Origin of the sequence: Parasphingorhabdus sp. (genome assembly GCF_048269865.1) — a bacterium.
Lineage (GTDB): Bacteria > Pseudomonadota > Alphaproteobacteria > Sphingomonadales > Sphingomonadaceae > Parasphingorhabdus.
Map to the genome: position 1 here is coordinate 283,745 of NZ_JBLWUA010000004.1, position 20,988 is coordinate 304,732.

At 56.1% G+C, this 20,988-nt stretch carries 19 protein-coding genes; 7 read left to right on the forward strand and 12 right to left on the reverse strand.

Translation table 11 applies throughout. The features are described 5' to 3' along the window. Positions 1 to 18: 18 nt before the first annotated feature. The 5 genes from ACN0WW_RS07550 (at position 19) to ACN0WW_RS07570 (ending at position 7,906) form a co-directional block, all read left to right on the forward strand. Positions 19 to 1,482: a TolC family outer membrane protein gene (locus tag ACN0WW_RS07550; protein ID WP_417611017.1), complete on the forward strand. Its 1,464-nt coding sequence runs from the start codon at positions 19 to 21 to the stop codon at positions 1,480 to 1,482. A 55-nt stretch (positions 1,483 to 1,537) separates the two neighbouring features. Then, positions 1,538 to 2,014 carry a PopZ family protein gene (locus tag ACN0WW_RS07555; protein WP_417611019.1) on the forward strand — a complete coding sequence of 159 codons (477 nt, stop codon included), beginning with the start codon at positions 1,538 to 1,540 and terminating at the stop codon, positions 2,012 to 2,014. Positions 2,015 to 2,150: 136 nt separating this feature from the next. Further along, positions 2,151 to 4,160 (forward strand): prolyl oligopeptidase family serine peptidase, encoded by a 2,010-nt coding sequence (locus ACN0WW_RS07560; protein WP_417611021.1) that lies wholly within the window; start codon positions 2,151 to 2,153, stop codon positions 4,158 to 4,160. Next, a complete protein-coding gene (locus ACN0WW_RS07565; RefSeq protein WP_417611023.1) occupies positions 4,157 to 4,834 on the forward strand; it encodes an enoyl-CoA hydratase/isomerase family protein in 678 nt (225 codons plus the stop codon). The genes ACN0WW_RS07560 and ACN0WW_RS07565 overlap by 4 nt, the downstream gene beginning before the upstream one ends. Before the next feature lie 123 nt (positions 4,835 to 4,957). Next, a complete protein-coding gene (locus tag ACN0WW_RS07570) occupies positions 4,958 to 7,906 on the forward strand; it encodes a valine--tRNA ligase (RefSeq protein ID WP_417611025.1) in 2,949 nt (982 codons plus the stop codon). A gap of 103 nt (positions 7,907 to 8,009) precedes the next feature. Here ACN0WW_RS07570 and ACN0WW_RS07575 read toward each other — a convergent pair whose 3' ends face one another. The 9 genes from ACN0WW_RS07575 to ACN0WW_RS07615 all read right to left on the reverse strand — a co-directional run bounded on the left by ACN0WW_RS07575 (position 8,010) and on the right by ACN0WW_RS07615 (position 16,369). Then, the gene (locus tag ACN0WW_RS07575) at positions 8,010 to 8,447 is read right to left on the reverse strand and encodes a hypothetical protein (RefSeq protein ID WP_417611027.1); all 438 of its coding nucleotides are present in this window, start codon (positions 8,445 to 8,447) and stop codon (positions 8,010 to 8,012) included. 126 nt (positions 8,448 to 8,573) lie between these two features. Then, positions 8,574 to 10,277: an ATP-binding protein gene (locus ACN0WW_RS07580; protein ID WP_417611029.1), complete on the reverse strand. Its 1,704-nt coding sequence runs from the start codon at positions 10,275 to 10,277 to the stop codon at positions 8,574 to 8,576. A 110-nt stretch (positions 10,278 to 10,387) separates the two neighbouring features. After that, positions 10,388 to 11,122 (reverse strand): TIGR02186 family protein, encoded by a 735-nt coding sequence (locus ACN0WW_RS07585; RefSeq protein ID WP_417611031.1) that lies wholly within the window; start codon positions 11,120 to 11,122, stop codon positions 10,388 to 10,390. Positions 11,123 to 11,157: 35 nt separating this feature from the next. Continuing rightward, positions 11,158 to 12,072 (reverse strand): sulfite exporter TauE/SafE family protein, encoded by a 915-nt coding sequence (locus ACN0WW_RS07590; RefSeq protein ID WP_417611033.1) that lies wholly within the window; start codon positions 12,070 to 12,072, stop codon positions 11,158 to 11,160. A gap of 103 nt (positions 12,073 to 12,175) precedes the next feature. Next, positions 12,176 to 12,799 (reverse strand): hypothetical protein, encoded by a 624-nt coding sequence (locus tag ACN0WW_RS07595; protein ID WP_417611035.1) that lies wholly within the window; start codon positions 12,797 to 12,799, stop codon positions 12,176 to 12,178. Positions 12,800 to 13,301: 502 nt separating this feature from the next. After that, the gene (locus tag ACN0WW_RS07600) at positions 13,302 to 14,729 is read right to left on the reverse strand and encodes a glycosyl transferase family protein (protein WP_417611037.1); all 1,428 of its coding nucleotides are present in this window, start codon (positions 14,727 to 14,729) and stop codon (positions 13,302 to 13,304) included. 85 nt (positions 14,730 to 14,814) lie between these two features. Beyond that, positions 14,815 to 15,258, reverse strand: coding sequence for a hypothetical protein (locus ACN0WW_RS07605; RefSeq protein WP_417611039.1), 444 nt, complete (start codon positions 15,256 to 15,258; stop codon positions 14,815 to 14,817). 62 nt (positions 15,259 to 15,320) lie between these two features. Further along, positions 15,321 to 15,677: a hypothetical protein gene (locus ACN0WW_RS07610; protein ID WP_417611041.1), complete on the reverse strand. Its 357-nt coding sequence runs from the start codon at positions 15,675 to 15,677 to the stop codon at positions 15,321 to 15,323. An 83-nt stretch (positions 15,678 to 15,760) separates the two neighbouring features. Beyond that, positions 15,761 to 16,369 carry a helix-turn-helix domain-containing protein gene (locus ACN0WW_RS07615; protein WP_417611043.1) on the reverse strand — a complete coding sequence of 203 codons (609 nt, stop codon included), beginning with the start codon at positions 16,367 to 16,369 and terminating at the stop codon, positions 15,761 to 15,763. Positions 16,370 to 16,599: 230 nt separating this feature from the next. Between ACN0WW_RS07615 and ACN0WW_RS07620 the strand changes: the two genes are divergently transcribed. Further along, positions 16,600 to 18,021 carry a spinster family MFS transporter gene (locus tag ACN0WW_RS07620; RefSeq protein WP_417611045.1) on the forward strand — a complete coding sequence of 474 codons (1,422 nt, stop codon included), beginning with the start codon at positions 16,600 to 16,602 and terminating at the stop codon, positions 18,019 to 18,021. 6 nt (positions 18,022 to 18,027) lie between these two features. Then, a complete protein-coding gene (locus ACN0WW_RS07625) occupies positions 18,028 to 18,462 on the forward strand; it encodes an acyl-CoA thioesterase (protein WP_417611047.1) in 435 nt (144 codons plus the stop codon). A gap of 100 nt (positions 18,463 to 18,562) precedes the next feature. Here ACN0WW_RS07625 and ACN0WW_RS07630 read toward each other — a convergent pair whose 3' ends face one another. The 3 genes from ACN0WW_RS07630 to ACN0WW_RS07640 all read right to left on the reverse strand — a co-directional run bounded on the left by ACN0WW_RS07630 (position 18,563) and on the right by ACN0WW_RS07640 (position 20,919). Then, positions 18,563 to 19,387: a crotonase/enoyl-CoA hydratase family protein gene (locus ACN0WW_RS07630; RefSeq protein ID WP_417611049.1), complete on the reverse strand. Its 825-nt coding sequence runs from the start codon at positions 19,385 to 19,387 to the stop codon at positions 18,563 to 18,565. 109 nt (positions 19,388 to 19,496) lie between these two features. After that, on the reverse strand, positions 19,497 to 20,117 hold the full coding sequence (locus ACN0WW_RS07635) for a 2-hydroxychromene-2-carboxylate isomerase (protein ID WP_417611051.1): 621 nt from the start codon (positions 20,115 to 20,117) through the stop codon (positions 19,497 to 19,499). A gap of 112 nt (positions 20,118 to 20,229) precedes the next feature. After that, on the reverse strand, positions 20,230 to 20,919 hold the full coding sequence (locus tag ACN0WW_RS07640) for a glutathione binding-like protein (protein ID WP_417611053.1): 690 nt from the start codon (positions 20,917 to 20,919) through the stop codon (positions 20,230 to 20,232). Positions 20,920 to 20,988: the final 69 nt, after the last annotated feature.

Consider the following 20,988-nt stretch of genomic DNA (forward strand, 5'->3'; position numbering starts at 1 on the left):
GTTCTGGAGAGTAATGAAATGACTAGACGCAGTCTTTCCCTTGGAACAGCGATTGTTGCGTTGCTGTCCGCTCCAGTGCAAGCCGAAACCTTGCGCGACGCGCTGGAAGCCGCTTATCAAACCAATCCAACCTTAACTGGCGCCCGTGCCGCTCAGCGGGCGACCGACGAGAATGTGGCCATAGCAAAAGCCGATGGTCGTCCCAGCGCCACAAGCGACTTTGGCTTTCAAGAAAATTTCCTGCGCAGCGCCAACAGCTTCACGGCACCGCTGCGCCAGTCGACTGCGGGGGGATCCGTAACGGTTCCGATCTATTCCGGCGGGGCCGTCAAAAACGCGGTCCGCGCCGCCCGGACGCGAGTGGAAGCAGGCCAGTTCGATCTGCGCGCGACCGAAGCCAGCCTGTTCAGCAATGTCGTGGCCACCTATATGGATGTCATCCGTGATTCGGCCATCGTCAAACTGAATCGCGCCAATGTCGGCGTTCTGTCCGTTAATCTCGAAGCGACCAGCGACCGGTTTGAAATCGGTGATTTGACCCGCACCGATGTTGCTCAATCCGAGTCCCGGCTTGAAATTGCCAAGAGTGATCTGGAAACCGCGAGAGCCAGCCTGATCCGCAGCAAGGAAAATTATATCGCGCTGGTCGGTAACGAGCCAGGCGATTTGGAGCCACCACCACCGCTGCCGAATCTGCCGGAAACACCTGACCAGGCGGTTGATCTGGCATTGAGCTATAACCCCGATTTGCTTGCCGCCAAGGAGCGCAGCGATGCTGCCGAGTTTGATATAAAGACGGCGCGCGCGGCCAATAAACCGCGGGTTTCGACCTATGCCGAAGGGCGTTATTTGAATTATCACGGGACGCTAGGCGGCAGTGTCGCCGGTACGACGTTCATTCAGGAACAATCCACCGCTCAAGTCGGCATTCGAGCAACCATGCCGATCTATCAGGGTGGCGGTCCGGCCGCTCGCATCCGGCAGGCACAAGCGCGATCCGGTCAGGCTTACGAGCAAATGATTGCAGTAGAGCGAGATGTCATTGCTCAGACTCGTGCGGCCTATTCGAGCTGGCGCGCGTCGGAACGGGTGATCCAGTCATCGGAGCGAGCTGTCTCTGCCGCAAGCCTTTCGCTAGAGGGCGTACGTGCGGAGAACTCCGTTGGCAATCGCACAATATTGGACATTTTGAACGCAGAGCAGGAATTGCTAAACGCTCAGGTCCAGCTGGTTACGGCGCGGCGGAACAGCTACGTCGCGGGATTTTCCCTGCTCGCGGCAATGGGCCGAGCGGAGGCCCGAGATCTGGGCCTGGAAGGCGGGCCACTGTATGATCCCGACGTCAATTACGAGCGGGTCGACGATATGTTCTATGACTATCAAAGCGATCCCAATCCCGAGCCGCAAGCGACCAGGACCGTTGACACTCAGGCGCAAAAAGCGGACATAGAGCCATTGCCGGTGAGACCATCGCGCCGATAAGGCGAACAGGATCGATCGGACCGGCAACGGGGCATAGCGTTTAAGGGGTTCGGATATGGCTGAGCAAAACAGGGAATCGTCGATGGAAGAGATTCTTTCGTCGATCAAACGCATCATCGCCGAGGACAAGGCGATTGATGAGGATCGCCCGCTACAACGCCGCAAGCCTGCTCTAAAACCGGCCTTGCAGGCTGTTCCCGATGTAACACCGGACGATCAGAATGATGAAATCCTCGAACTAACCGATGAATTGCGGGAACAGCGCAACGCTTCCGCAAGAAGTCGCCTTGGCGAAGACGAACGATTGATCGATGACGACAAGCTGGACAGCATGCGCCAGTCGCTTTCGGCATTGGTCGAAAAAGAAGCGATGGAGCGTGCACCAGCGGCGATGCCCGTCAATGGCACGTCGCTCGAAGATCTGGCTCGGGAATTGATGCGCCCGATGATCAAGCAATGGCTGGATGACAATCTGCCGGACCTGGTCGAGAGACTCGTAGCGCGAGAAATCCAGCGGCTACACGAGAAATAGACGTTCAAACCTAATCTGAATTGCCTTGTTGGACAGGCGTGCTAAACTCCTGTGCATGACAAAAATTTTCAAAAGACTCACAACTGCGCTGTTCGTTACAGCCGCTATTTTCCCAACTGTATCTGCCGCAAGACCGATGACGGCGGAGGATCTTGCGACGCTGAAACGAATGGGGTCGGTGACGGTTTCTCCGGACGAGAAATGGGCGGCTTTTGATGTCACCGAAACCGAAGCGGACAGTTATGAACGATCGAACGCGCTCTACCTGTTAGCGCTCGACGATCCTGCGGCGACCCCGACCCGGGTTGCAGACAAGCCGGGAAAAAGCGAACATAGCCCCGCGTTTTCCGAAGACGGCAGCCTTTACTATCTTAGCGACGCGAGCGGTTCGGAACAGCTTTGGCATGTCGATATAGCGCCAAATGGCGAAAGCGGCACGCCTGTTCAGGCCAGTGATCTGAAAGCGGATATTGCCGGCTTCAAACTGTCGCCAACCGGTGAAAAGATTGCGCTGTGGGGCGATATTGCCAGAGACTGCCCGACATTTGGCTGCGACAAAGACGGAAACCGTGCAGAACCCGGCCCGGGGACTGGCCGCGAATATGACGAGCTGTTCATCCGGCACTGGTCGAGTTGGGAAACACCGGGCAATTACAGCCGTATATTCGCTTTTGATCTCGATGACGGAAAAATCACGGGTGACGGAGCGGCGCTGGATGGTGATCTGGTTGGTGACAGCCCGTCGAAACCGTTTGGCGGCGGAGAGGAAGTCGCCTGGGTGCCAGGCGAAGACGGTGTTTTCTTCACCCTCCGCATCGCTGACCGAAACGAACCCAAGTCCACCAATCTCGATATTTACGGGGCAAAAGCGGACGGTCAGGAGACTGTCAATTTTACTGCCTCCAATAAGGCAACCGACACCCTGCCTGCCTTTTCTTCGGATGGAGAATGGCTGGCCTGGGCCGCGATGGAACGCCCCGGCTATGAATCCGACCGACTGGTAGTCAAGCTGCGCAAACAGGGCAGCGACGAGGACACAGCCATAGCGTTGACCAAGGACTGGGACCGATCGGTTGGCTCGATCGTCTGGACGCCCGACAATCAAAAGCTGATTGTCACCGCGCAGGAGGTGCTGGACCATCCCGCCTTCGAGATCGAAGTGGCGACCGGCAAGGTCTCTCGCCTCACCCAAGGCGGCAATGTCGGTGCGACCATCCCTCTGCGGGACGGCTCGCTGATTTACACATTGAACAGCCTGCAGGCACCGACCGATCTATATCGCCGTGCGCCAGACGGCACGGTCACACAGCTTACGGATATCAACGGCCCCGAACTGAACGAGATTGATCCCGTCGATGTTCAGCGCTTTGAATTCACCGGCGCTGATGACGATCAAGTTTGGGGCCAGATTATCAAACCGGCAGGCGCAACGGGCAAACTGCCGATGGCGTTTCTGGTCCACGGCGGCCCGCAGGGCAGTTTTGGCAACAGCTGGTCGACACGCTGGAATCCCAAAGTCATGGCAGCGCAGGGCTATGCGGTGGTCACTGTCGATTTTCACGGCTCGACCGGATACGGGCAGGAATTCACCGACAGCATCAATCTGGACTGGGGCGGCAAACCGTTGCAGGATCTGAAGTTTGGTTATGACGCAGCATTGGCAGTAGATAGCCAAATCGATGGCGAGCGGTCCTGCGCGCTGGGCGGCTCTTATGGCGGCTATATGATGAACTGGATTGCCGGAAACTGGCCCGACCGGTTTGACTGTCTGGTCAATCACGCTGGGGTTTTCGACTTACGGTCCATGGCTCTCAGCACCGAGGAACTCTGGTTCGATCAATGGGATCAAGGCGGACCATGGTGGACACGCCCCCATCCGGAAAAATGGAACCCCGTGAACTATATTACCAACTGGAAAACGCCAACGCTTTTCATCCATGGCGAGAAGGATTTCCGGATACCCTATACCCAGAGCATCATGCCGTTCACCGTCGCGCAGGAAATGGACATTCCGTCCAAGCTGCTGATCTTCCCGGATGAAAACCACTGGGTATTGAAAGGCAAGAATAGCGTGCAATGGTATCGAACGGTGTTCGACTGGCTGGAAAAATGGACGAAGGGCGATCAGGCTGGCGCAGGGAAATGACCTATTTTCCGACCGAAGATCGTGGCGGGACCACCATCATCACGCTGACAAACGGTGAGCGCAATACACTCAATCCTGACTTGCTGGAGGAAGGCGTTGAGGCGATGCGGTCGCTGACCGATAATCCCCCGGAGGCCGGTGTCGTCCTAACCGGTGCCGGCCAGCATTTCACGTGCGGCATGGATACCAAAGTCGCGGCCGCGCTCGATGCAGCAGGACAAAAACGCGCGGTTGCCGCCATCAATGCTTTTGCTGCTTCCCTTCACCGCCTGCCCTGCGCTGTTGTCGGCGCGATCAATGGCAATGCGATCGGTGCCGGCGGGATCATGGCGCTGGCCTGTGACTGGGTTATCGCCGCGCAGGGCGATTACAAGATTGGTTTGCCGGAAGCCAAAGCCGGCCTCCCCTTCCCGGCGGTCCCCCAAGCAATTCTGGACCATTGGCTCGATCCGGTATGGCGTCGGCGGCTCGCGCTGTCTTCGCATCTGCTGAATCCGGCCGAGGCCCTGACTGCCGGATTGGCCGACGAGCTTTGCATGCCCGACCAACTGCTCGATGAAGCCGTCATGCGGGTGCAGGCGCTGAATGGACAACCCGGATTTGCGGCGTGCAAGCGCCAGCTGCGCGCCAAGGCCAATGCCGAAATTGACGGGATAGTATCTTCGTCATCCTGAACTTGTTTCAGGATCTCCACCGGCAATTTACAATCTCACGGGGTCCTGAAACAAGTTCAGGATGACGCGCTATACCCTATTAGGGTGTTGTCTCTCTCCACATCCAGTGCCAAAGACCCTGCCATGACCTTAGATAAAAATTTCGACCCGGCGGCCATCGAAGCGCGCTGGTATCAGCATTGGGAAAGCAAGGGCCTGTTCCGCCCCGAACGCGATGACTGCGAACCGTTTACTATCGTGAACCCGCCCCCCAATGTGACGGGAAGCCTGCATATCGGCCATGCGCTCGACAATACGCTGCAGGATATCGTCATCCGGCATGAGCGGCTGAAGGGCAAGGATGCGCTGTGGGTCGTCGGTATGGATCATGCCGGGATCGCGACGCAGATGGTTGTCGAGCGGCAGATGAACGAGCGGCAGCAGAAGCGCACCGACTTCACCCGCGAGGAATTTGTCGAAAAAGTCTGGGAATGGAAAGAGGAAAGCGGCGGCACGATTACTGGACAGCTACGCCGTCTGGGCTGTTCGATGGACTGGTCGAACGAGCGCTTCACCATGGACGACGGCATGAACGAGGCCGTGCTCAAGGTGTTTGTCGATCTCTATAACGACGGCCTGATCTACCGCGACAAAAGACTGGTCAACTGGGACCCGGCGCTGAAAACCGCGATTTCCGATCTGGAAGTGGAAACGGTCGATACCAAGGGCAGCTTCTGGCATTTCAAATATCCGCTGGCCGATGGCGTAACGCTGGATGACGGGCGCGACTATATCGAGGTCGCAACCACCCGGCCGGAGACCATGCTGGCCGACATGGCGGTGGCCGTGCATCCGAGCGATGACCGCTACAAGAGCGTGATTGGCAAGGCAGTTGTTCTGCCGATTACCGGACGCCGCGTGCCGATCGTTGCCGACGAACATGCGGATCCTGAACTGGGTTCCGGAGCGGTGAAGATCACGCCGGGCCATGACTTCAACGATTTCGAGGTTGGCAAGCGCGCGGGATTTGCGGCTGGTGATATGCTCAATATGCTGGATGGCGAGGCCAATGTTTGCCAGACCGCCGACGCTTTGGTGCCGGATGAATATATCGGGCTGCACCGCTTCAAGAAGGATGGCGTCGACGGTGCCCGCGAGCTTGTCGTGCAGCAGCTAAAGGAACAAGGCCTCCTGATCCCGCATGTCTCCAAGAACAAAGATGGTGAAGAGATCGAGCATGATGCCGAACCCCGCACCATCGCGACGCCATTCGGCGATCGAGGCGGCGTGGTGATCGAGCCATGGTTGACCGATCAATGGTATGTCGATGCGGAGACATTGGCCCAGCCCGCGATTGAGGCGGTGAAGTCTGGCGCAATCGAGATCGTCCCAAAAAGCTGGGAAAAGACATATTTCAACTGGATGGAGAATATCCAGCCATGGTGCGTGTCGAGGCAGCTTTGGTGGGGGCATCGCATTCCGGCCTGGTTTGGTCCCGACGACAAAATCTTTGTCGCCGAGAGTGAAAGTGAAGCTGAAAAACTCGCAATTGCGCATTACAAATCAACTGGCTTGAATGATCCAAAAATTAAATTTCGAGAATTAAAGCAAAAGTTCTACGGAAATCAGCGCATCGGGGGAGTCGGCGTAGCTAAAGATATCGAAATAAGCGAACCGATAGACAATAATACCGTGCTAATGAGGCGCGACGAAGACGTTCTCGACACATGGTTCTCTTCCGCCCTGTGGCCCTTCGGCACACTAGGATGGCCCGAACAGACCAAGGATCTTGAACGCCATTATCCCAACGATCTGCTGATCTCCGGCTTCGACATTCTTTTCTTCTGGGATGCACGGATGGCGATGCAGGGGATCCAGTTCATGAAGGAAGTGCCGTGGAAGCGGCTCTATCTGCACGGGCTGGTGCGGGCCGAAGATGGCTCCAAAATGTCCAAGTCCAAGGGCAATGTCGTCGATCCGCTGGGGCTGATTGACCAATATGGTGCGGATGCGCTGCGCTTCTTCATGGCAGCGATGGAAAGCCAGGGCCGCGACATCAAGATGGATGACAAGCGCGTCGAGGGCTATCGCAATTTTGCAACCAAGCTGTGGAATGCGTCGCGCTTCTGTGAAGCTAACGGGATTGGCGCGAGCCAAACACTTGCGGCGCCCGAAGCCGCCCTCCCCGTCAACCGTTGGATCATCAGCGAGGTTGTGGAAACACAGCAGGCGCTGGACAAGGCGCTGACCGATCTGCGTTTCGATGCGGCAGCGAACACCATTTATCATTTCACCTGGGACCGGTTCTGCGACTGGTATCTGGAACTGATCAAGCCCGTTTTACAGGGCGAGGATAGCAGCGCGGCAGATGAAACCCGGATGGTTGCTGGCTGGGTACTCGACCAGATCATCGTGATGCTCCACCCGTTCATGCCATTTATCACGGAAGAATTGTGGCATGCGATGGGTGACAGAGATTATGATCTGATCGTAGCGAAATGGCCGGTGCCCAACGCGGCAATCGACGCAGCGGCCAAAGCTGAAGTCGACTGGTTGATCAAATTTATACAGGAATTGCGCTCAAGCCGAAGCGAGTTGAATGTATCTCCCGGTGCCAGAACTGACCTGTTCGTTATGAACGACCAAAAATTCGATGGCGACAACGTGGTTGTAGGTCAAAGAACTGACTTGGTTGAACGATTTAGAACTTTCGGCCCGATGCTGAATAAAGTCGGAAGGATGGACGTGGTTCAATTTTCTATGACTGGAACAGCATTTAATCTAGCAACGGGCGAGAATGTCGATCGAACAAAGTATGATCCTGATTACAGCGCTAATTTTCAGCTCATTATCGATGATACTTCGTATTATGTACCTTTGGATGGCGTAATAGATGTCGAAGCGGAAAAAGGCAGGCTGAACAAAGCCCTCGAAGCGGCGCGGAAGGAAGCGAAATCGCTGTCCGGTCGTCTGGGCAACCCCAATTTCGTCGAGAAAGCGAAGCCGGAAGCGGTTGAAAAGGCACGGGCGGATCTGGCCGACAAGGAAGCTGAAGCCGGGCGGCTGCAAGCGGCTATTGATCGGCTAGGATAAGGGCGCTCCCGTGTGGGGCCGGTCGATACCGACCATGACCGAATCCGGCACCATCAGGAAAATGCGCCCCCGCTCTGGCGGGGACGCCGCCTATTGATATCTCCTAGCTGTCGTCGCCGCGCCGCATTTTTTCCGCACCGGCGCGCATTTTCTCGGCTCCTTCGCGCATCTTTTCTGCGCCACGCCGCATTTTGGGAACGCTTTCCAGCAATTGGTCGGCAGTGATTTTCTCGGCCTGGCTAGCAGTTTGCCGCAACGCTTCCCTCTCCCGAAATTCAGCATCCCGCTCTAGCCGGTACGCATAGGCCTCCATTTTTTCCGCCCCGCGCCGCATCTCTACCGCGCCCTTTTCCATACCAATGGCGCCTTGGGCCAGACCAGCTTTGACTTGCGCTTTGACACTCCGGGCAAGCGATTCGCTCCACTCCACATCTTTATCCGAATGCTTGGCGTCGTGCGCACGAATAGCCATGGCTGGCAAAAAAGAGCCAGCGACAAGACCCAATCCCGCGAGCAACGGGATGATATGACGGTTAATCATGTAATGCTCCGTATCAGTTGGCCCCGCCCTCTGCGCGGCCCTCTGACTACAGATGTAATCGAAACCGGATAATTTATAAGCGGGGATCGATCAACCGCCGAAACCCATGGACAAACGGGCGCGCCTTTATCGCCCTTGCGCTCTCCAGCGCTTGATGACCCGCTGGACACTCTCTTCTTCTTCGCCATGTTCGCGCCACAGGTCGGTGAAAATCGGATCTTCGGAAGCCGGGCGGCGTTCCTCGACCAGCGTATCCAACGAGACGCGGATCGGGATCGCAACGCCTTCGCCGCAACAGATCACTTCGCGATTCCGCAAAGCCGGGATCGAGTCGAGGAAACCCCGCGCACCTTCCGGCATGGCTGCTTTCACGAAAGATTGGTCACGGTCATTGTTGAGCCGCATCGCCAGGATCGTACCGCATTGTGAAAGCACACCCTCGGCGAGGTCGGATGGACGCTGGGTAATCAGGCCCAATGAAACCCCGTATTTTCGGCCTTCCTTGGCAATACGGCTGAGAATGTCGCGGACGCTGCTTTCCTCGGCAAAATCGTCATTGGGGATATAGCGATGCGCTTCCTCACAGACCAGAAGCATCGGGCGTTGTTTTTCTTCGCGGGCCCAGATCGCATAGTCAAACACCAGACGGCTCAGTACCGATACCACGGTCGGGGTGATTTCGGATGGCATGGCGGACACATCGATAATCGAAATCGGTTTGCCTTCTGACGGCAGCCTGAAAATCTTGGTAAGGAAGGCCGCCATCGTGTCCCCGACCAGCATGCCGGAGAACATGAAGCTGTACCGCGGATCAGCCTTTATCTCCTCAATCTTGCTTTTCAGACGCTGATAGGGCGCACTATTGGTCGCCTTGTCGAGCTTGCCCATTTCATTCTGCAGGATCGATGTCAGATCGGACAATAAATAGGGCACTGGCGAATCTACGGTCAGTTTGCCCGTTCCGGACGAACCCTGACTTTTGACTTTTGCGGCAAGCAGACATTTTGCGAGAATATCACAATCCATCTGCTTGGCATCGCCTTTCGACTGGACAAACACTTCACAATGTTCCCGAAAGTTCATCAGCCAATAGGGCAGGTTCAGGTTGTTGATGTCGAAAAGCTTGCCATTATCCTTGAAAGCCGACGCATATTCGCCGTGGGGGTCGATCATCAAGATGTGCCCCTCGGGCGCGAGATCGCAGATTTTGTGGAGAATGAGCGCAGCCGCGGTCGACTTGCCGGTACCGGTCGAGCCGAGCAAAGCGAAATGCTTGCCGAGCATAGCGTCGACATAGAGTGCGCCGCGAATGTCTTTTGTGGGATAGACCATGCCGACCTCGATATTGGCTCGGCCGTCCGACGCATAGACCTGCTTCAGGTCTGCGGTTGTCACCGCGTAAACATCTGAACCGGGTGTAGGATAGCGAGTAACCCCACGGCGAAATTGATAAATTTTGCCGGTCAGTTTTTCTTCGTCGCCTTCGCCAAGGAAATCGATTTCGGCAACCACCAATCCGGACTGCCCTTCATAAAGTCTCTGCGTCCGGATGTTCGCCAGCAACCAGGTCTGGCCAACCCGAATTTTCACCTGGCTGCCGACCTGACCAGCCATTTGCACGGTTACGTCCGGATGATCGAGCAAGCTCGCAAGCACCTCCACATCCATGACGACTTTCGAACTCGATCCGGCGATCTCGATTATTTCCCCGATTTTGTGGCCTTGCCGGCGCGTCGGAGTCGGTACACCGCCCTCATCGAGCTGCTTCTCTGGCTGAGGAACCGTCAGCGGTCTCGCGTCGGAGAAGTTATGAGAACTCATATCGGACATTACCGTTTTCCTGTTTTTCGTTCGAACGTGCAGGATTAACGGCGCATGGTTAAGGAAGATTTACTGCACCAGCACCAGCACGAGACAAGTCGCCCGGCGGGACACGGCGGTCACATTTTCCGGAAGAGATAACCAGCGGACCAGCCGAGGAAAACCGAAATGAATACAGCGATCAGGCCATAGAGAAAGCCATTCTTCTGCGAAAGATTAGTAATGAAACGGCCCATTCCGATCTTCTCGATCGTAATATCCTTGACTTCAGCAGCTTCTACCCGACCATCAATAATCAGGAAGGTTTCTGCCGTATAATCACCGACTGGAACACTGGCGGGAAGATTGATGCGCGCCTGATACAATACACTGTTGGTGATCTTGACGCTGTTGGGCAAATTTTTGAAAAGATTGCTGCGAGAATTGACATCGACCAATCCGTCGACAAAGCGGGCCAGTTCCCGACTGTCAATCGCGCCGGCAGGCGAAAGCTGCAAATGATGCAGTCCCAATTCGTAGATATCAGCTGTCTTGCCGTCGACGATATCATCGATCGGTTTGGAAGAAGCCACCGCGTAGAAGCCCGGTGCAGACCGGAATTCACTGCTTGCTGCATTGATCCAGATGCCGGCAATCTTCTGTTTTTCGCGCACGACAATCGATTCCACGGGCCCTTTGAGCACGACGACGATATCGGCCTGATCGGTATTTTGAGTTCCCGGTGGATAGGTAATTGCGCCAAACAGCAGCAATTGTGCACCGTTAAAATCGCCGCGGATGCTGATCCGGTCCTGCGAGACCTCCGGGACCAGAACCGGCGTCGCACCGATGGTCAGGGTGGCGATGGCGAACATCGCGAACAGTCTGCAAAAAAAGATACGGGACCGCGTCACAGTGGCTGAACCGTGTAAATTTCGTCCGGCTGAAAACCCAATCCGAGCGCCATTCGGATCGCCACAACCAGCACCATGCTTGCCAAAGCCAGCCGCAGATACTCCGGCCGCATCCGCTGGGCGAATTTCGCACCGAGCTGGGCGCCGGTTACGCTTCCCACCAGCAGCAGCGAGGCCAGAACAATATCGACCGCGCGCGTGGTCATGCTGTGCATCATCGTGGACGCAATGGTGACAAAGAGAATTTGGAACAGAGAAGTGCCGACAACCACCTGCGCGCCCATCCCGAGCAGATAGAGCATCGCCGGCACCATGATGAAACCACCACCGACCCCGAGCAACATGGTCAGAATGCCGGTAAGCAGGCCGAGTATGAACGGTGCGATCGGCGAAATATAAAGACCAGAACGATAAAATCGATATCGGAACGGCAGGTTGGCGACCAAGGGGTGATGCCGCCTTTTCCGCGCCGGCAGAGGCTTACCGGAACGCACGGCGCGGACGCTCTGTAATGATTCCTTGAACATCAAGCCACCAATGCTCGAAAGCATCAAAACATAGAGAACGTTGATTACGGTATCAATCTGCCCCCAGCTTTGCAGAATCTGGAAAAGCCCGGTTCCGATCATGGTGCCGAAGATTCCGCCGATGACCAATATACCGCCCATCCGGAAATCGACTCCCTTGCGGCGCATATGGGCGGCGACGCCCGAAATGCTGGCTCCGGTGACCTGAGTCGACGCAGAAGCGGCGGCAACGGTCGGCGGGATGCCGTAAAAAATCAGCAATGGCGTGGTCAGAAACCCGCCACCTACGCCAAACATGCCCGACAATATGCCCACCAGTCCACCGAGCAGGATGATGACGAAAGCATTAACCGAGAGATTGGCAATTGGCAGGTATATGTCCATAGGCCCCACCGACTAATCTCTTTTTGTTGCGGGATAAAGAGCGTTGCCGTCTGCAGAGCGAGAAAAGAACGCACCGCTTCCAATCACCGGAAGTCAGGGCCTCTCAGAACCCTGTGGAAAAGGTTATGGCCGGGCCGCTGGCGGGACGGGCATTGCCTGCAATTCGGAGGCGCCAGTCAATTGCGAAACGCGCTGATATCTTTCCAATCGGAACCGTCACAGTGGCTCGTGGCCCGACATCAATTCGGCCAATCCCCCTTTGACCGCCAGCCCAGACTCCCGAGCCGATCAGCAATTTGGTCGGGCCCAGATCCGCTATCGGGTGCTGAAGAACCCCCGACCCGTCGAAAAAATAGGTCTCATTGCGTCCCACAACATAGCCTGCTTGCGCATAGGTTTCGAGTGAGAGCCTTTCAACAAGCTGATCCGGTCCGCTGCCACCGGTCAAAAAGAGTGCAGTGCCGGTATCGCGGCCCGTACCGAGATCAAAGCGTTGTTCGGCGTGGACGGAAAGCGGGATGGCCGGAATGGGGCGCATGCGCGCTCCCAATGCGATTTCCTGCTGGCTCCATGGAGCAAGTGCGGCGGAGAGGCGCGTGTAGACCGATAGGTCAGGATGTGGTCGATCCGATATCCGATAGGACAATATCGCGCCCGCTTGACTGCCACCATATTGCCCGTTCGATATGGAGCGCGCAGGGACCACGCCGCTTCGCTGCCGGACCATCGGATTTGCTCGGGCATATATCCAGAAATAGCCACCCACCCTGTTGCTGCGGCGTGGGTTCCCGGAGCTCGGCAACAGCGTCAGGGGTCGGACAGGCTGCTTTCCTGTCGGAACTGATTTTGCGGTATTGGTCGGGAGAGAAAAACCCAGCTCGTTCCTTTCATGCTGCCGATGAAAAGCGGCGTGTTCGGACATCGTAAAGGTGGGCGATTGCTCTATCGCGGACCTAAGCAAGTGAGGCTTTGCGGCCGGCTTGGAGTGATAGGCGGATTGTGCACCAACCAAGTGCTGGTGTTGCTCTGGCGCAGGCAAACGACGCTTTGCGAGCTTTTTTCGTTTCTCACTCGCACCATCGTGGGCAGCGGCGTCATTCATCGAGTTGACGGGATACGGCCGGATATCAACGGGGCTGGTCCAGGAGATTATCCGGGCCACGATCCAAATCGCTGCCAGAATTGCGATTGCTCGCAAGGGCGCTCCTGCGGAGGTACCCAGCAAAAAATCAGCCTTTTCCGTCGCCGAGATATTGCGGCCTGAGCTGCTTTATATTGTGTGCGTCGGGATAGAAATGGGTTGTTTTGTCCCAATGCGCAGGCTGACCGCCCAGCTGATCGATATATTGGTTAAGAGCGCGCCAAACCGCCATTATATTGATAAAATTGGCCACAATCGTTCGTGGCAATGACAAAAAGGCCTCGCGCAGACCATAAAGAGCAAAAACAAAGTAGAATTTCATTAACAGCCGCCATGTCAGGAAGCCGGCGTTGAGATACAGCAACATGGTCAGAAATTCAGAAATCGGCTGAGGATCATAAATGCCGGCGATCTCCGCGACCGTAATCACGCCGGTCAAAATGAAAGCAACATAGGCGATCGCCAGCACAAGCGCCGCAAAACTGGCTTTTCGATCGCGCAGCCGCATCCAATTCTCTCGCCAGCTTTGTTGCCAGCCAAGTCGGTCCCAGCCGGACAAGGAAATGCCAGCCATCCAACGGCTTTTCTGACGAATCGCATCCTCGAGCTTTTCCGGAAAGAATTCCTGCGTCGCGACCATTTGCCCGTGTCGGTCCTTGAGCCGGGCGAAAATGCCGCGAGAACCACCGCTCGTCAGATTGAGGCCCAGTTCATAGTCTTCCGTTAGACTGTTGGCGTCAAAGGGTTTTCCCTGTGTTTGAACTGCCAGTCTTTGCAAAGCGTTCCTTGCGAAAGCGCAGCCCACCCCAGCGGACGGTATCGAGGCGCCGATTGCTTCCCGCATCACCATCTGCTTGCCGTGCAATTCGGCGAATTCGTCACAATAGTGCCCGGCGATCCAGCGTGATCCTTTCGCGCGTCGTGGAATCACTGGCAATTGAACTAAAGCGGCCCGACCAATCAGATGCTGGAACAGTCGCAAGGCATCGGGATGAACGATATCCTCTGCATCGTGCAGAATAATCGCGGCATAGTTGCGATGTTCTTCGATTTCATCGCGGCACAAGGCGTCCCAGAGATGATTCAGGCAATCCGCCTTGGTTGTGGGACCGGGGCGTTGACAGATAACCAGCCGCACTCTGTCGCTGCCCGCCGATGCCGCCGCGACGGCGGCCACAGTTTCGTCATCATTGGGGTAGCAGCCGACATAAATTCTATATTCGGTTGATGTCCATTGCTGCAAACAGCGACGCAACATCGCGCCGATCACGGGCGCCTCTTGCCAAGCGGGTACAAAGATCGCCATCCGGCATTCGGCGGGAGACGGTCTCAGACTTTCTATTGTGGCCCGCTCGTAGCGGGAATAAACAAGCAGCCTGCGTTTTAAACTGTGGAAAATCCACAGGCCGTCAAACAGCAAGTCATCGGCTGAGCCGATCAGGAAACAGAGACTACCAAATAGCAGCAATTCCTTTTGCAGAAAGTCGACAAAGGACAAAATTGGTTCGCTCGGCATGGCAATACTCCGCGGTTTCGCAGAAAGCGGTTTCTGCGAAGATCTGAACTATGAAGATGAAACTCTGCGGCTCGTACAGCCGATACTATCCGGCCCTGACTCTTCGATCAGGCGCTAAAACTACGTTCTCACAGGAACCGATCGCTAGCGCCAACAACATCGGATAGGCCCAGAAAACGGCGCCAGTACCAAAAGCCCAAGGAGTGATCTGCGGATCAAGCAGCATCACGGTATGAATGGTCACTGCAAGCAGTTGGAAAGAGGCTGCCCACATCGGCCAGAAACGATCAGATCGAAAAGCGAGAAAAATCAGTGCCACGAGACCGACGACATCGATCGCAAATATACCTACCTCTACCTGGCTCCAAGACGAGCCAAATGCGCGCGCAACCGCAAGAGTGGACAAAGAACCAAGCGTCATGATCCCTGCACCATAATATTCCGAGCGACCACCTCGCATAATTGCATATCCACAGCACACGAGTAGAAATGCATAATAGAGATAAGCCCAGAGCGTGTGAAAGATCATAACGCGATCGCCCACTCTAAAAGCTTTTCATTGACCCTCGGCAAAACTAATATCACGAATGATCACGCCGCATGATCGGTCATATTGACGATATTTCTATTCTCAGCCTGGAGCGGCGGCTTCGTATCAGTGTGTCCCATAGCAAGCGTCTGCAAGCCAATTTGATCACGCGTTTCTGCCAGCCGGTTGTGCGTTGCAACCAGGCTTCTTCTGGCCTCAACCATTGCATTCAGGGAGGCCGCTGCCTGCGAAATCGCGTCCTGGCCGACAACGGCGGACAAGTGCGCATTGGCTCTGGCGATTGGCAGATAGCCGACCAGATCGGCCATTTTGCTGATCGCGTCATCTATCGCCTGCTCGGTTGCAAATAATCTTTTCGCCACATTTTCGGCGGCAGTGCGTCTGTCCTTTAGCATCATGTTCCCTTTCTCAAGCGTTTGAAACCCCGGCACCCCAGTGCTCTCTATCGAACCCGGGACGTGCTGGCCCGGAAACACAGCGATCAGCCTTTGAGCCGAGACAGCGCTTCCAGCCCCGCAACCAGTCCACCGAAAGACAAGGCAGCCCCGATCGCGATGGCCAATATCCACCCCAATCGTTCGACCGCAGCGAGACTGTTTTTCTCACCATGATAGCGGGGAATGGGCAGCGGTCGGCGTCTGATTCGGGACTCCTCCCTAATCGTGCTGGCGCCGCCGCTCTCCTCATTACCACCATCATCCATCACCCCGAGCTTTTCGCTACTTGGCCTTCCGGATGCGACCTGCTGTTCCACGATTTTGCTGGCCGGCTCAACAGCCGCCATTTGATATATCAATGGCTGATATGTGTTGTGCTGGTCGAAACTGGCAAATATGCGTGCCGCCTCAAAACGGGAGTGCGCGTTTAGAATGCGCATCGCGGTTCGCAGCCGCTGATCCACTGTATGGGGAGAGATACCCAGTTCCCGCGCAATTTCTTTGGAATTGAGATGTGCCAATACCAGCCGCAAGCATGCGCGCTGTCCGTCATTCAACTTTGTGACCGCCGCGCTCGTCACGTCCGGATTCGCCGATCCGCTTCGATGACCAACCTTCGAAGCGAAGAATTTCCGGCTCCCGGCTTGCAGCATGAAGCTGGCGAATATCGCAAGAATTGCGCTCTCGGCACCATATCTGCCCCCTGATTTCCATGATCTGAGCGATTGATACGAAATGCTACTTTAGCAGAAATCCACCGGTTCGTGAAATCAATCATCATTGAGACGACCGGGTCTTGGGATCGATTGCGATGTCGCATTGCTTCAAAGTCCGCTGGACTTGCAGCGAAGTTCAGGCCATCAACCTGAAAAAAGGAGAGAGCATGAACGCAACACAAGCTGCGGCATCAGTGACGAACACCGGGCAAGCCTATCGGTCGGGTGGGTATCGAAACTACGTAATTCTCTCGTTGATGCTCCTGTACACCTTGAACTTCATCGACCGCATATTGATCGGCGTGGTTGCTCAACCGATAATCGAAGAATTCAAGCTGCAGGACTGGCAGTTCGGCTTGCTGTCGGGCTTTGGTTTTGCGCTCATGTATACCGTGTTGGGCATCCCGATTGCTCGGCTTGCAGAGCATATGAACCGCGTCAGGATCATCGCCGCCAGCGTCATATTGTGGTCGCTGATGACCGCGCTGTGCGGGATTGCTGGCAGCTTTATCGCGTTGCTCGTTTTCAGGGTCGGTGTTGGTATCGGGGAAGCGGGCCTGACGCCGGCGGCCAATTCGATCATTTCCGACTATTTCCCGCCACGGAGCCGCGCCCGCGCGATTGCCATATACACGATGGGAATTACGCTCGGCGGCGTACTGGCAAATGCCTTTGGCGGGCCGATCACCGAAATATTTTCCTGGCGCGAGGCATTTCTGGCGCTCGGCGTACCGGGGATAATTTTCGGTGTGATTTTTCTGTTCACCGTTGAGGAACCACCGCGCGGCTATGCCGACCCTCCGACGGCAACCAAGCCTCAAAAAATGAGCATAGGGGATACAGTTAGAGAATTGTCAGCGAAACGCAGTTTCTGGATCAACATGTTCGCTGCCGCGCTTGTGGCATTTGTCGGCTACGGCATCAGCAATTTTCAGGTCGCGTTTTTCCAGCGTGCGCACGAAATGTCGATCTCGGAAGTCACGTTGCAAATCGCTGTGCCGCTTGGTCTGGCAGCCTCTTTCGGCGCTTTTTTTACCGGCTATCTGACCGAGAAGCTGAGCGGTCGCTATCCCAATGTCGTCGCCTGGCTTCCGGGCGTCATGCTGATTGTCTGCGTACCGCTCTACTGGTTGGGCTTGACCACGGACAGCGTGCCCCTCGCCCTGACCGCGTTGCTCTTCGCGGCGGTATTGCATTATGGATATCTGGGCGCCCAATATACAATCTGCCAGGGTGTTGCCAGTCCGCAAGCTCGGGCAACCGCTGTCGCCCTGTTTCTGTTTATCGTCAACCTGATCGGCTATGGCTGCGGCCCGCTGATCATGGGCATTGTCAGCGACATGCTGATGAACGCCCATCTCGCCAGCTCCCAATTTGCGGCAGAATTGACGGGCCAAATCTGCAAAGGCAGTCCGGAAGAACTTGTCGCGACGCTGGGTGCAACCAAGGCCGCAGTCTGCATGAGCGCAAGCGCGGAAGGCCTGCGCTGGGCGATGATCTATATCGTCGGCATCTTCTTGGTCGCGGGTGCCATGTATATCTATATCTGCAAGACCCTGCAGAAAGATCTCGTCGCGAAGATGAGCTGAGCACAGATGGCGCGCCCTGAACCCTGGCGGCTGATCGCCGCAAATTATCCGGTATCGGTCGTCATGCAGACGCGGTTTCAGGATATTGATCCGAACCGGCATCTCAACAACGTGGCCTTTGCGTCGATGTTTGAGAATGCCCGAGTCCGGCTGAACCGCAATCTGCGACCGTGGGCCGACCGGCCGAAGAACGAGCGAAGCATGGTCGCGGCAGTGACGATCAACTATCTGCGCGAAGGGCACTATCCCGATGATGTCGAGATCAGCTCGGGCGTCAGCACCATCGGCACATCCAGCTATGTGATCGCTCAGGCGATGTTCCAGAACGGCCAGTGTATTGCCACCTGCGATTCGGTTATCGTCTGCCGCACCGATGGCGAAGGGAAGCCGCTGCGGGCAGAGGTGCTAGCCGAACTGGAGAAGATGCTGACGACGGGATAGTCAGCCGCGCCGTTCGTGCTGAGCCGGTGGAAATGCTGCTACAAAAGCCAACTGGTCTTCGACGAGCTCAGAACGAACGCTGTTCAGCGGCAAATCCCGTTCAATCCGTAAAATTCGCGGTCCGCTTCTGCATGAAGGCCATCACCGCCTCGACCTGATTGGGTGTGCGGCTGACCTTCTCCTGCCCTACCGATTCCATCATCAGGATCTCGTCCTCATTCATGTCGGGGAGCTTGTTGATCAGATCTTTGGCAACCTGTACCGCCTGCGGATGCTTGCTGGCGATCTCGCGCGCAATTTCCATCGCCTTGGCATGCGGATTGTCCGACAGATGAGTGACGAAGCCCAGCTCCTTGCCTTCCTCGCCGGTAAAAATCCGGTTGGTATAGGTCAACTCGCGCAGAATATCGTCGCGGACAAAATTACGCCACGTTGTAAAACTGCCCATGTCGGGGATCAGGCCCCAGCGCATTTCCATGATCGACATTTTGGCGTCCGGCGCGACAACGCGAATATCGGCCGCGCTGGCAAATTGTAATCCGCCACCAATGCACGGGCCGTGGATCGCCGCGATCACCGGCGCTTTCAGCTTCCGCCACAGCAGCACGATATGCTGATATTTGTTGGCATTGCCGAAGCTGCGATCGGTCAGCGTAGTGGCGAGCGGTGATTTGTCACCACCTTCGCTGGCTTCGGTAGCGGCGGCAGCAGAGGCGGCAAAGGTCCCCATATCGAGCCCGGCGCAAAAGGCCCTGCCCTCACCGGACAGAACAATGGCTCTTATGCCCTCCATCGCCGCCAGTTTCTCGCCCGCCTCAACGATCGCATCAATCTGTTCGGCATCCAGCGCGTTCATCTTGTCCGGCCGGTTGAACCGGACATCGGCGATATGATCCTCGACGGAAATGGTGACGCGTTCTGACATTTTATATCCTTTGCTCTTCCCCCTTCGCTTGGAGCGAAGTCGAGAAGCCTTATATTTCCAATATGTCTCGACGGAGCTCGACACGAACGGAAATAAAGATTCGGTTCCTTTATTGCCCCTGTTTAATCGCCCAGTTAACAAGGGGCAACTGGTCATTGCCAAAATACATTCTCTCGCCCTCACCAAAAGGCACGAAAATGCTAGGTGAACCAAAGGCACCACGCGCGATCGCTTCTTCGGTATTGGCGCGCAGCCGGTCCTTGACCGCCTGCTCCTGCGTCTGGGCCGCGAGTGCCGAACCGTCCAGGCCGACGTCATTGGCGATTGCGATCAGCACCTCGGGATCATCAAGATTGCGCTGCTCGCCATAATAAGCGTTGAACGCCGCGGTCGCAAATTTATGCAGGGCTGCCTGATCGTCCTCAAGCGCACAGCACAGCCGCATTGCATGCACCGACTTGACCGGATGATGCTCGCTCGGGAAATTCATCGGCAGCCCGGCCAGCGCCGCCCAGTCCTTGAGCACGCGGAAACTGTGGACGAACTTGCGATTGTCTGGATTCTCGCGCGCCGCATAGACGTCCTGGTTCACTGCGTTGAACACCCCGCCGACCAGAAACGGCTTCCAGATAATCGCAGCGCCATTTTCTTTGATGATCGGCTGGATATTGTGGAAAGCGAGAAAGGTCCAGGGGGACGAGAGATCGAAGTAGAAATCGACTTTTTTCATATATCACTTCTCCTAATTCATTGCCGTGTTCCGCACTGGATGCGGAACCCTGGCGGTCGGCGCATTGCCTCCAGAGCTCCGCATCAAGTGCGGAGCACAGTGCGCGTTTTCGTTACTCTTCCAGCCCGAACAGGGTCTTGCGCGTCTGCGCATCGTCTTGCGGGTTGCGGTTAATTTTGTCGCGCCCGACTGCCATGCCGCGCCGCAGGCCCTCACGCTGTTTAAGCGTCTCGTACCAGCGTTTCACATGGGCGAAATCATCAAGATCAATTTCCTGTCGCTTATAGGTCTGCACCCAGGGGAAGCAGGACATGTCGGCGATGCTGTACTCCTCACCAGCCAGATAGTCGTTGTCCGCCAGCCGCCGGTCCATCACACCGAACAGCCGCAAGACTTCCTTGCGATAACGCTCGGTGGCATAGGCAATCCGCTCCGGCGCGTAGAGTTTGAAATGGCCGTGCTGGCCCATCATCGGTCCGAGCCCGCCCATCTGCCACATCAGCCATTCGGTGGCCGCGATCTGGCCGCGCAGATCGTGCGGCAGAAACCGCTCCGCCTTGTCGGCGAGATAAATCAGGATCGCTCCGGTCTCGAACACGCTCACGGGTTCGTCGCCATCCGCCGGATCATGATCGACGATAGCCGGAATCCGGTTGTTCGGACTGATCGCAAGAAATTCGGGAGTGAACTGTTCTCCCGCCCCGATATTCACCCATTTGATATTATAATCGAGCCCGCACTCCTCAAGCATCACCGAGATTTTCCAGCCATTGGGCGTCGGAGCAAAATAGAGGTCGATCATGCGTGTCTACCCTTCTGGACGAACTTTACAAACTTGACAGGGTTATAATCTAAACTTCGGAATGGGGCG

Bases quoted from the DNA above. Each gene is read 5' to 3' on its own strand.
- ACN0WW_RS07570 (WP_417611025.1), top strand. From the start codon at position 4,958: ATGACCTTAGATAAAAATTTCGACCCGGCGGCCATCGAAGCGCGCTGG.
- ACN0WW_RS07600 (WP_417611037.1), bottom strand. From the start codon at position 14,729: ATGCCGAGCGAACCAATTTTGTCCTTTGTCGACTTTCTGCAAAAGGAA.
- ACN0WW_RS07630 (WP_417611049.1), bottom strand. From the start codon at position 19,387: ATGTCAGAACGCGTCACCATTTCCGTCGAGGATCATATCGCCGATGTC.
- ACN0WW_RS07605 (WP_417611039.1), bottom strand. From the start codon at position 15,258: ATGATCTTTCACACGCTCTGGGCTTATCTCTATTATGCATTTCTACTC.
- ACN0WW_RS07555 (WP_417611019.1), top strand. From the start codon at position 1,538: ATGGCTGAGCAAAACAGGGAATCGTCGATGGAAGAGATTCTTTCGTCG.
- ACN0WW_RS07550 (WP_417611017.1), top strand. From the start codon at position 19: ATGACTAGACGCAGTCTTTCCCTTGGAACAGCGATTGTTGCGTTGCTG.
- ACN0WW_RS07595 (WP_417611035.1), bottom strand. From the start codon at position 12,799: ATGGTCCGGCAGCGAAGCGGCGTGGTCCCTGCGCGCTCCATATCGAAC.
- ACN0WW_RS07635 (WP_417611051.1), bottom strand. From the start codon at position 20,117: ATGAAAAAAGTCGATTTCTACTTCGATCTCTCGTCCCCCTGGACCTTT.
- ACN0WW_RS07565 (WP_417611023.1), top strand. From the start codon at position 4,157: ATGACCTATTTTCCGACCGAAGATCGTGGCGGGACCACCATCATCACG.
- ACN0WW_RS07575 (WP_417611027.1), bottom strand. From the start codon at position 8,447: ATGATTAACCGTCATATCATCCCGTTGCTCGCGGGATTGGGTCTTGTC.
- ACN0WW_RS07640 (WP_417611053.1), bottom strand. From the start codon at position 20,919: ATGATCGACCTCTATTTTGCTCCGACGCCCAATGGCTGGAAAATCTCG.
- ACN0WW_RS07590 (WP_417611033.1), bottom strand. From the start codon at position 12,072: ATGGACATATACCTGCCAATTGCCAATCTCTCGGTTAATGCTTTCGTC.
- ACN0WW_RS07580 (WP_417611029.1), bottom strand. From the start codon at position 10,277: ATGTCCGATATGAGTTCTCATAACTTCTCCGACGCGAGACCGCTGACG.
- ACN0WW_RS07560 (WP_417611021.1), top strand. From the start codon at position 2,151: ATGACGGCGGAGGATCTTGCGACGCTGAAACGAATGGGGTCGGTGACG.
- ACN0WW_RS07615 (WP_417611043.1), bottom strand. From the start codon at position 16,369: ATGCTGCAAGCCGGGAGCCGGAAATTCTTCGCTTCGAAGGTTGGTCAT.
- ACN0WW_RS07625 (WP_417611047.1), top strand. From the start codon at position 18,028: ATGGCGCGCCCTGAACCCTGGCGGCTGATCGCCGCAAATTATCCGGTA.
- ACN0WW_RS07585 (WP_417611031.1), bottom strand. From the start codon at position 11,122: ATGTTCGCCATCGCCACCCTGACCATCGGTGCGACGCCGGTTCTGGTC.
- ACN0WW_RS07620 (WP_417611045.1), top strand. From the start codon at position 16,600: ATGAACGCAACACAAGCTGCGGCATCAGTGACGAACACCGGGCAAGCC.
- ACN0WW_RS07610 (WP_417611041.1), bottom strand. From the start codon at position 15,677: ATGATGCTAAAGGACAGACGCACTGCCGCCGAAAATGTGGCGAAAAGA.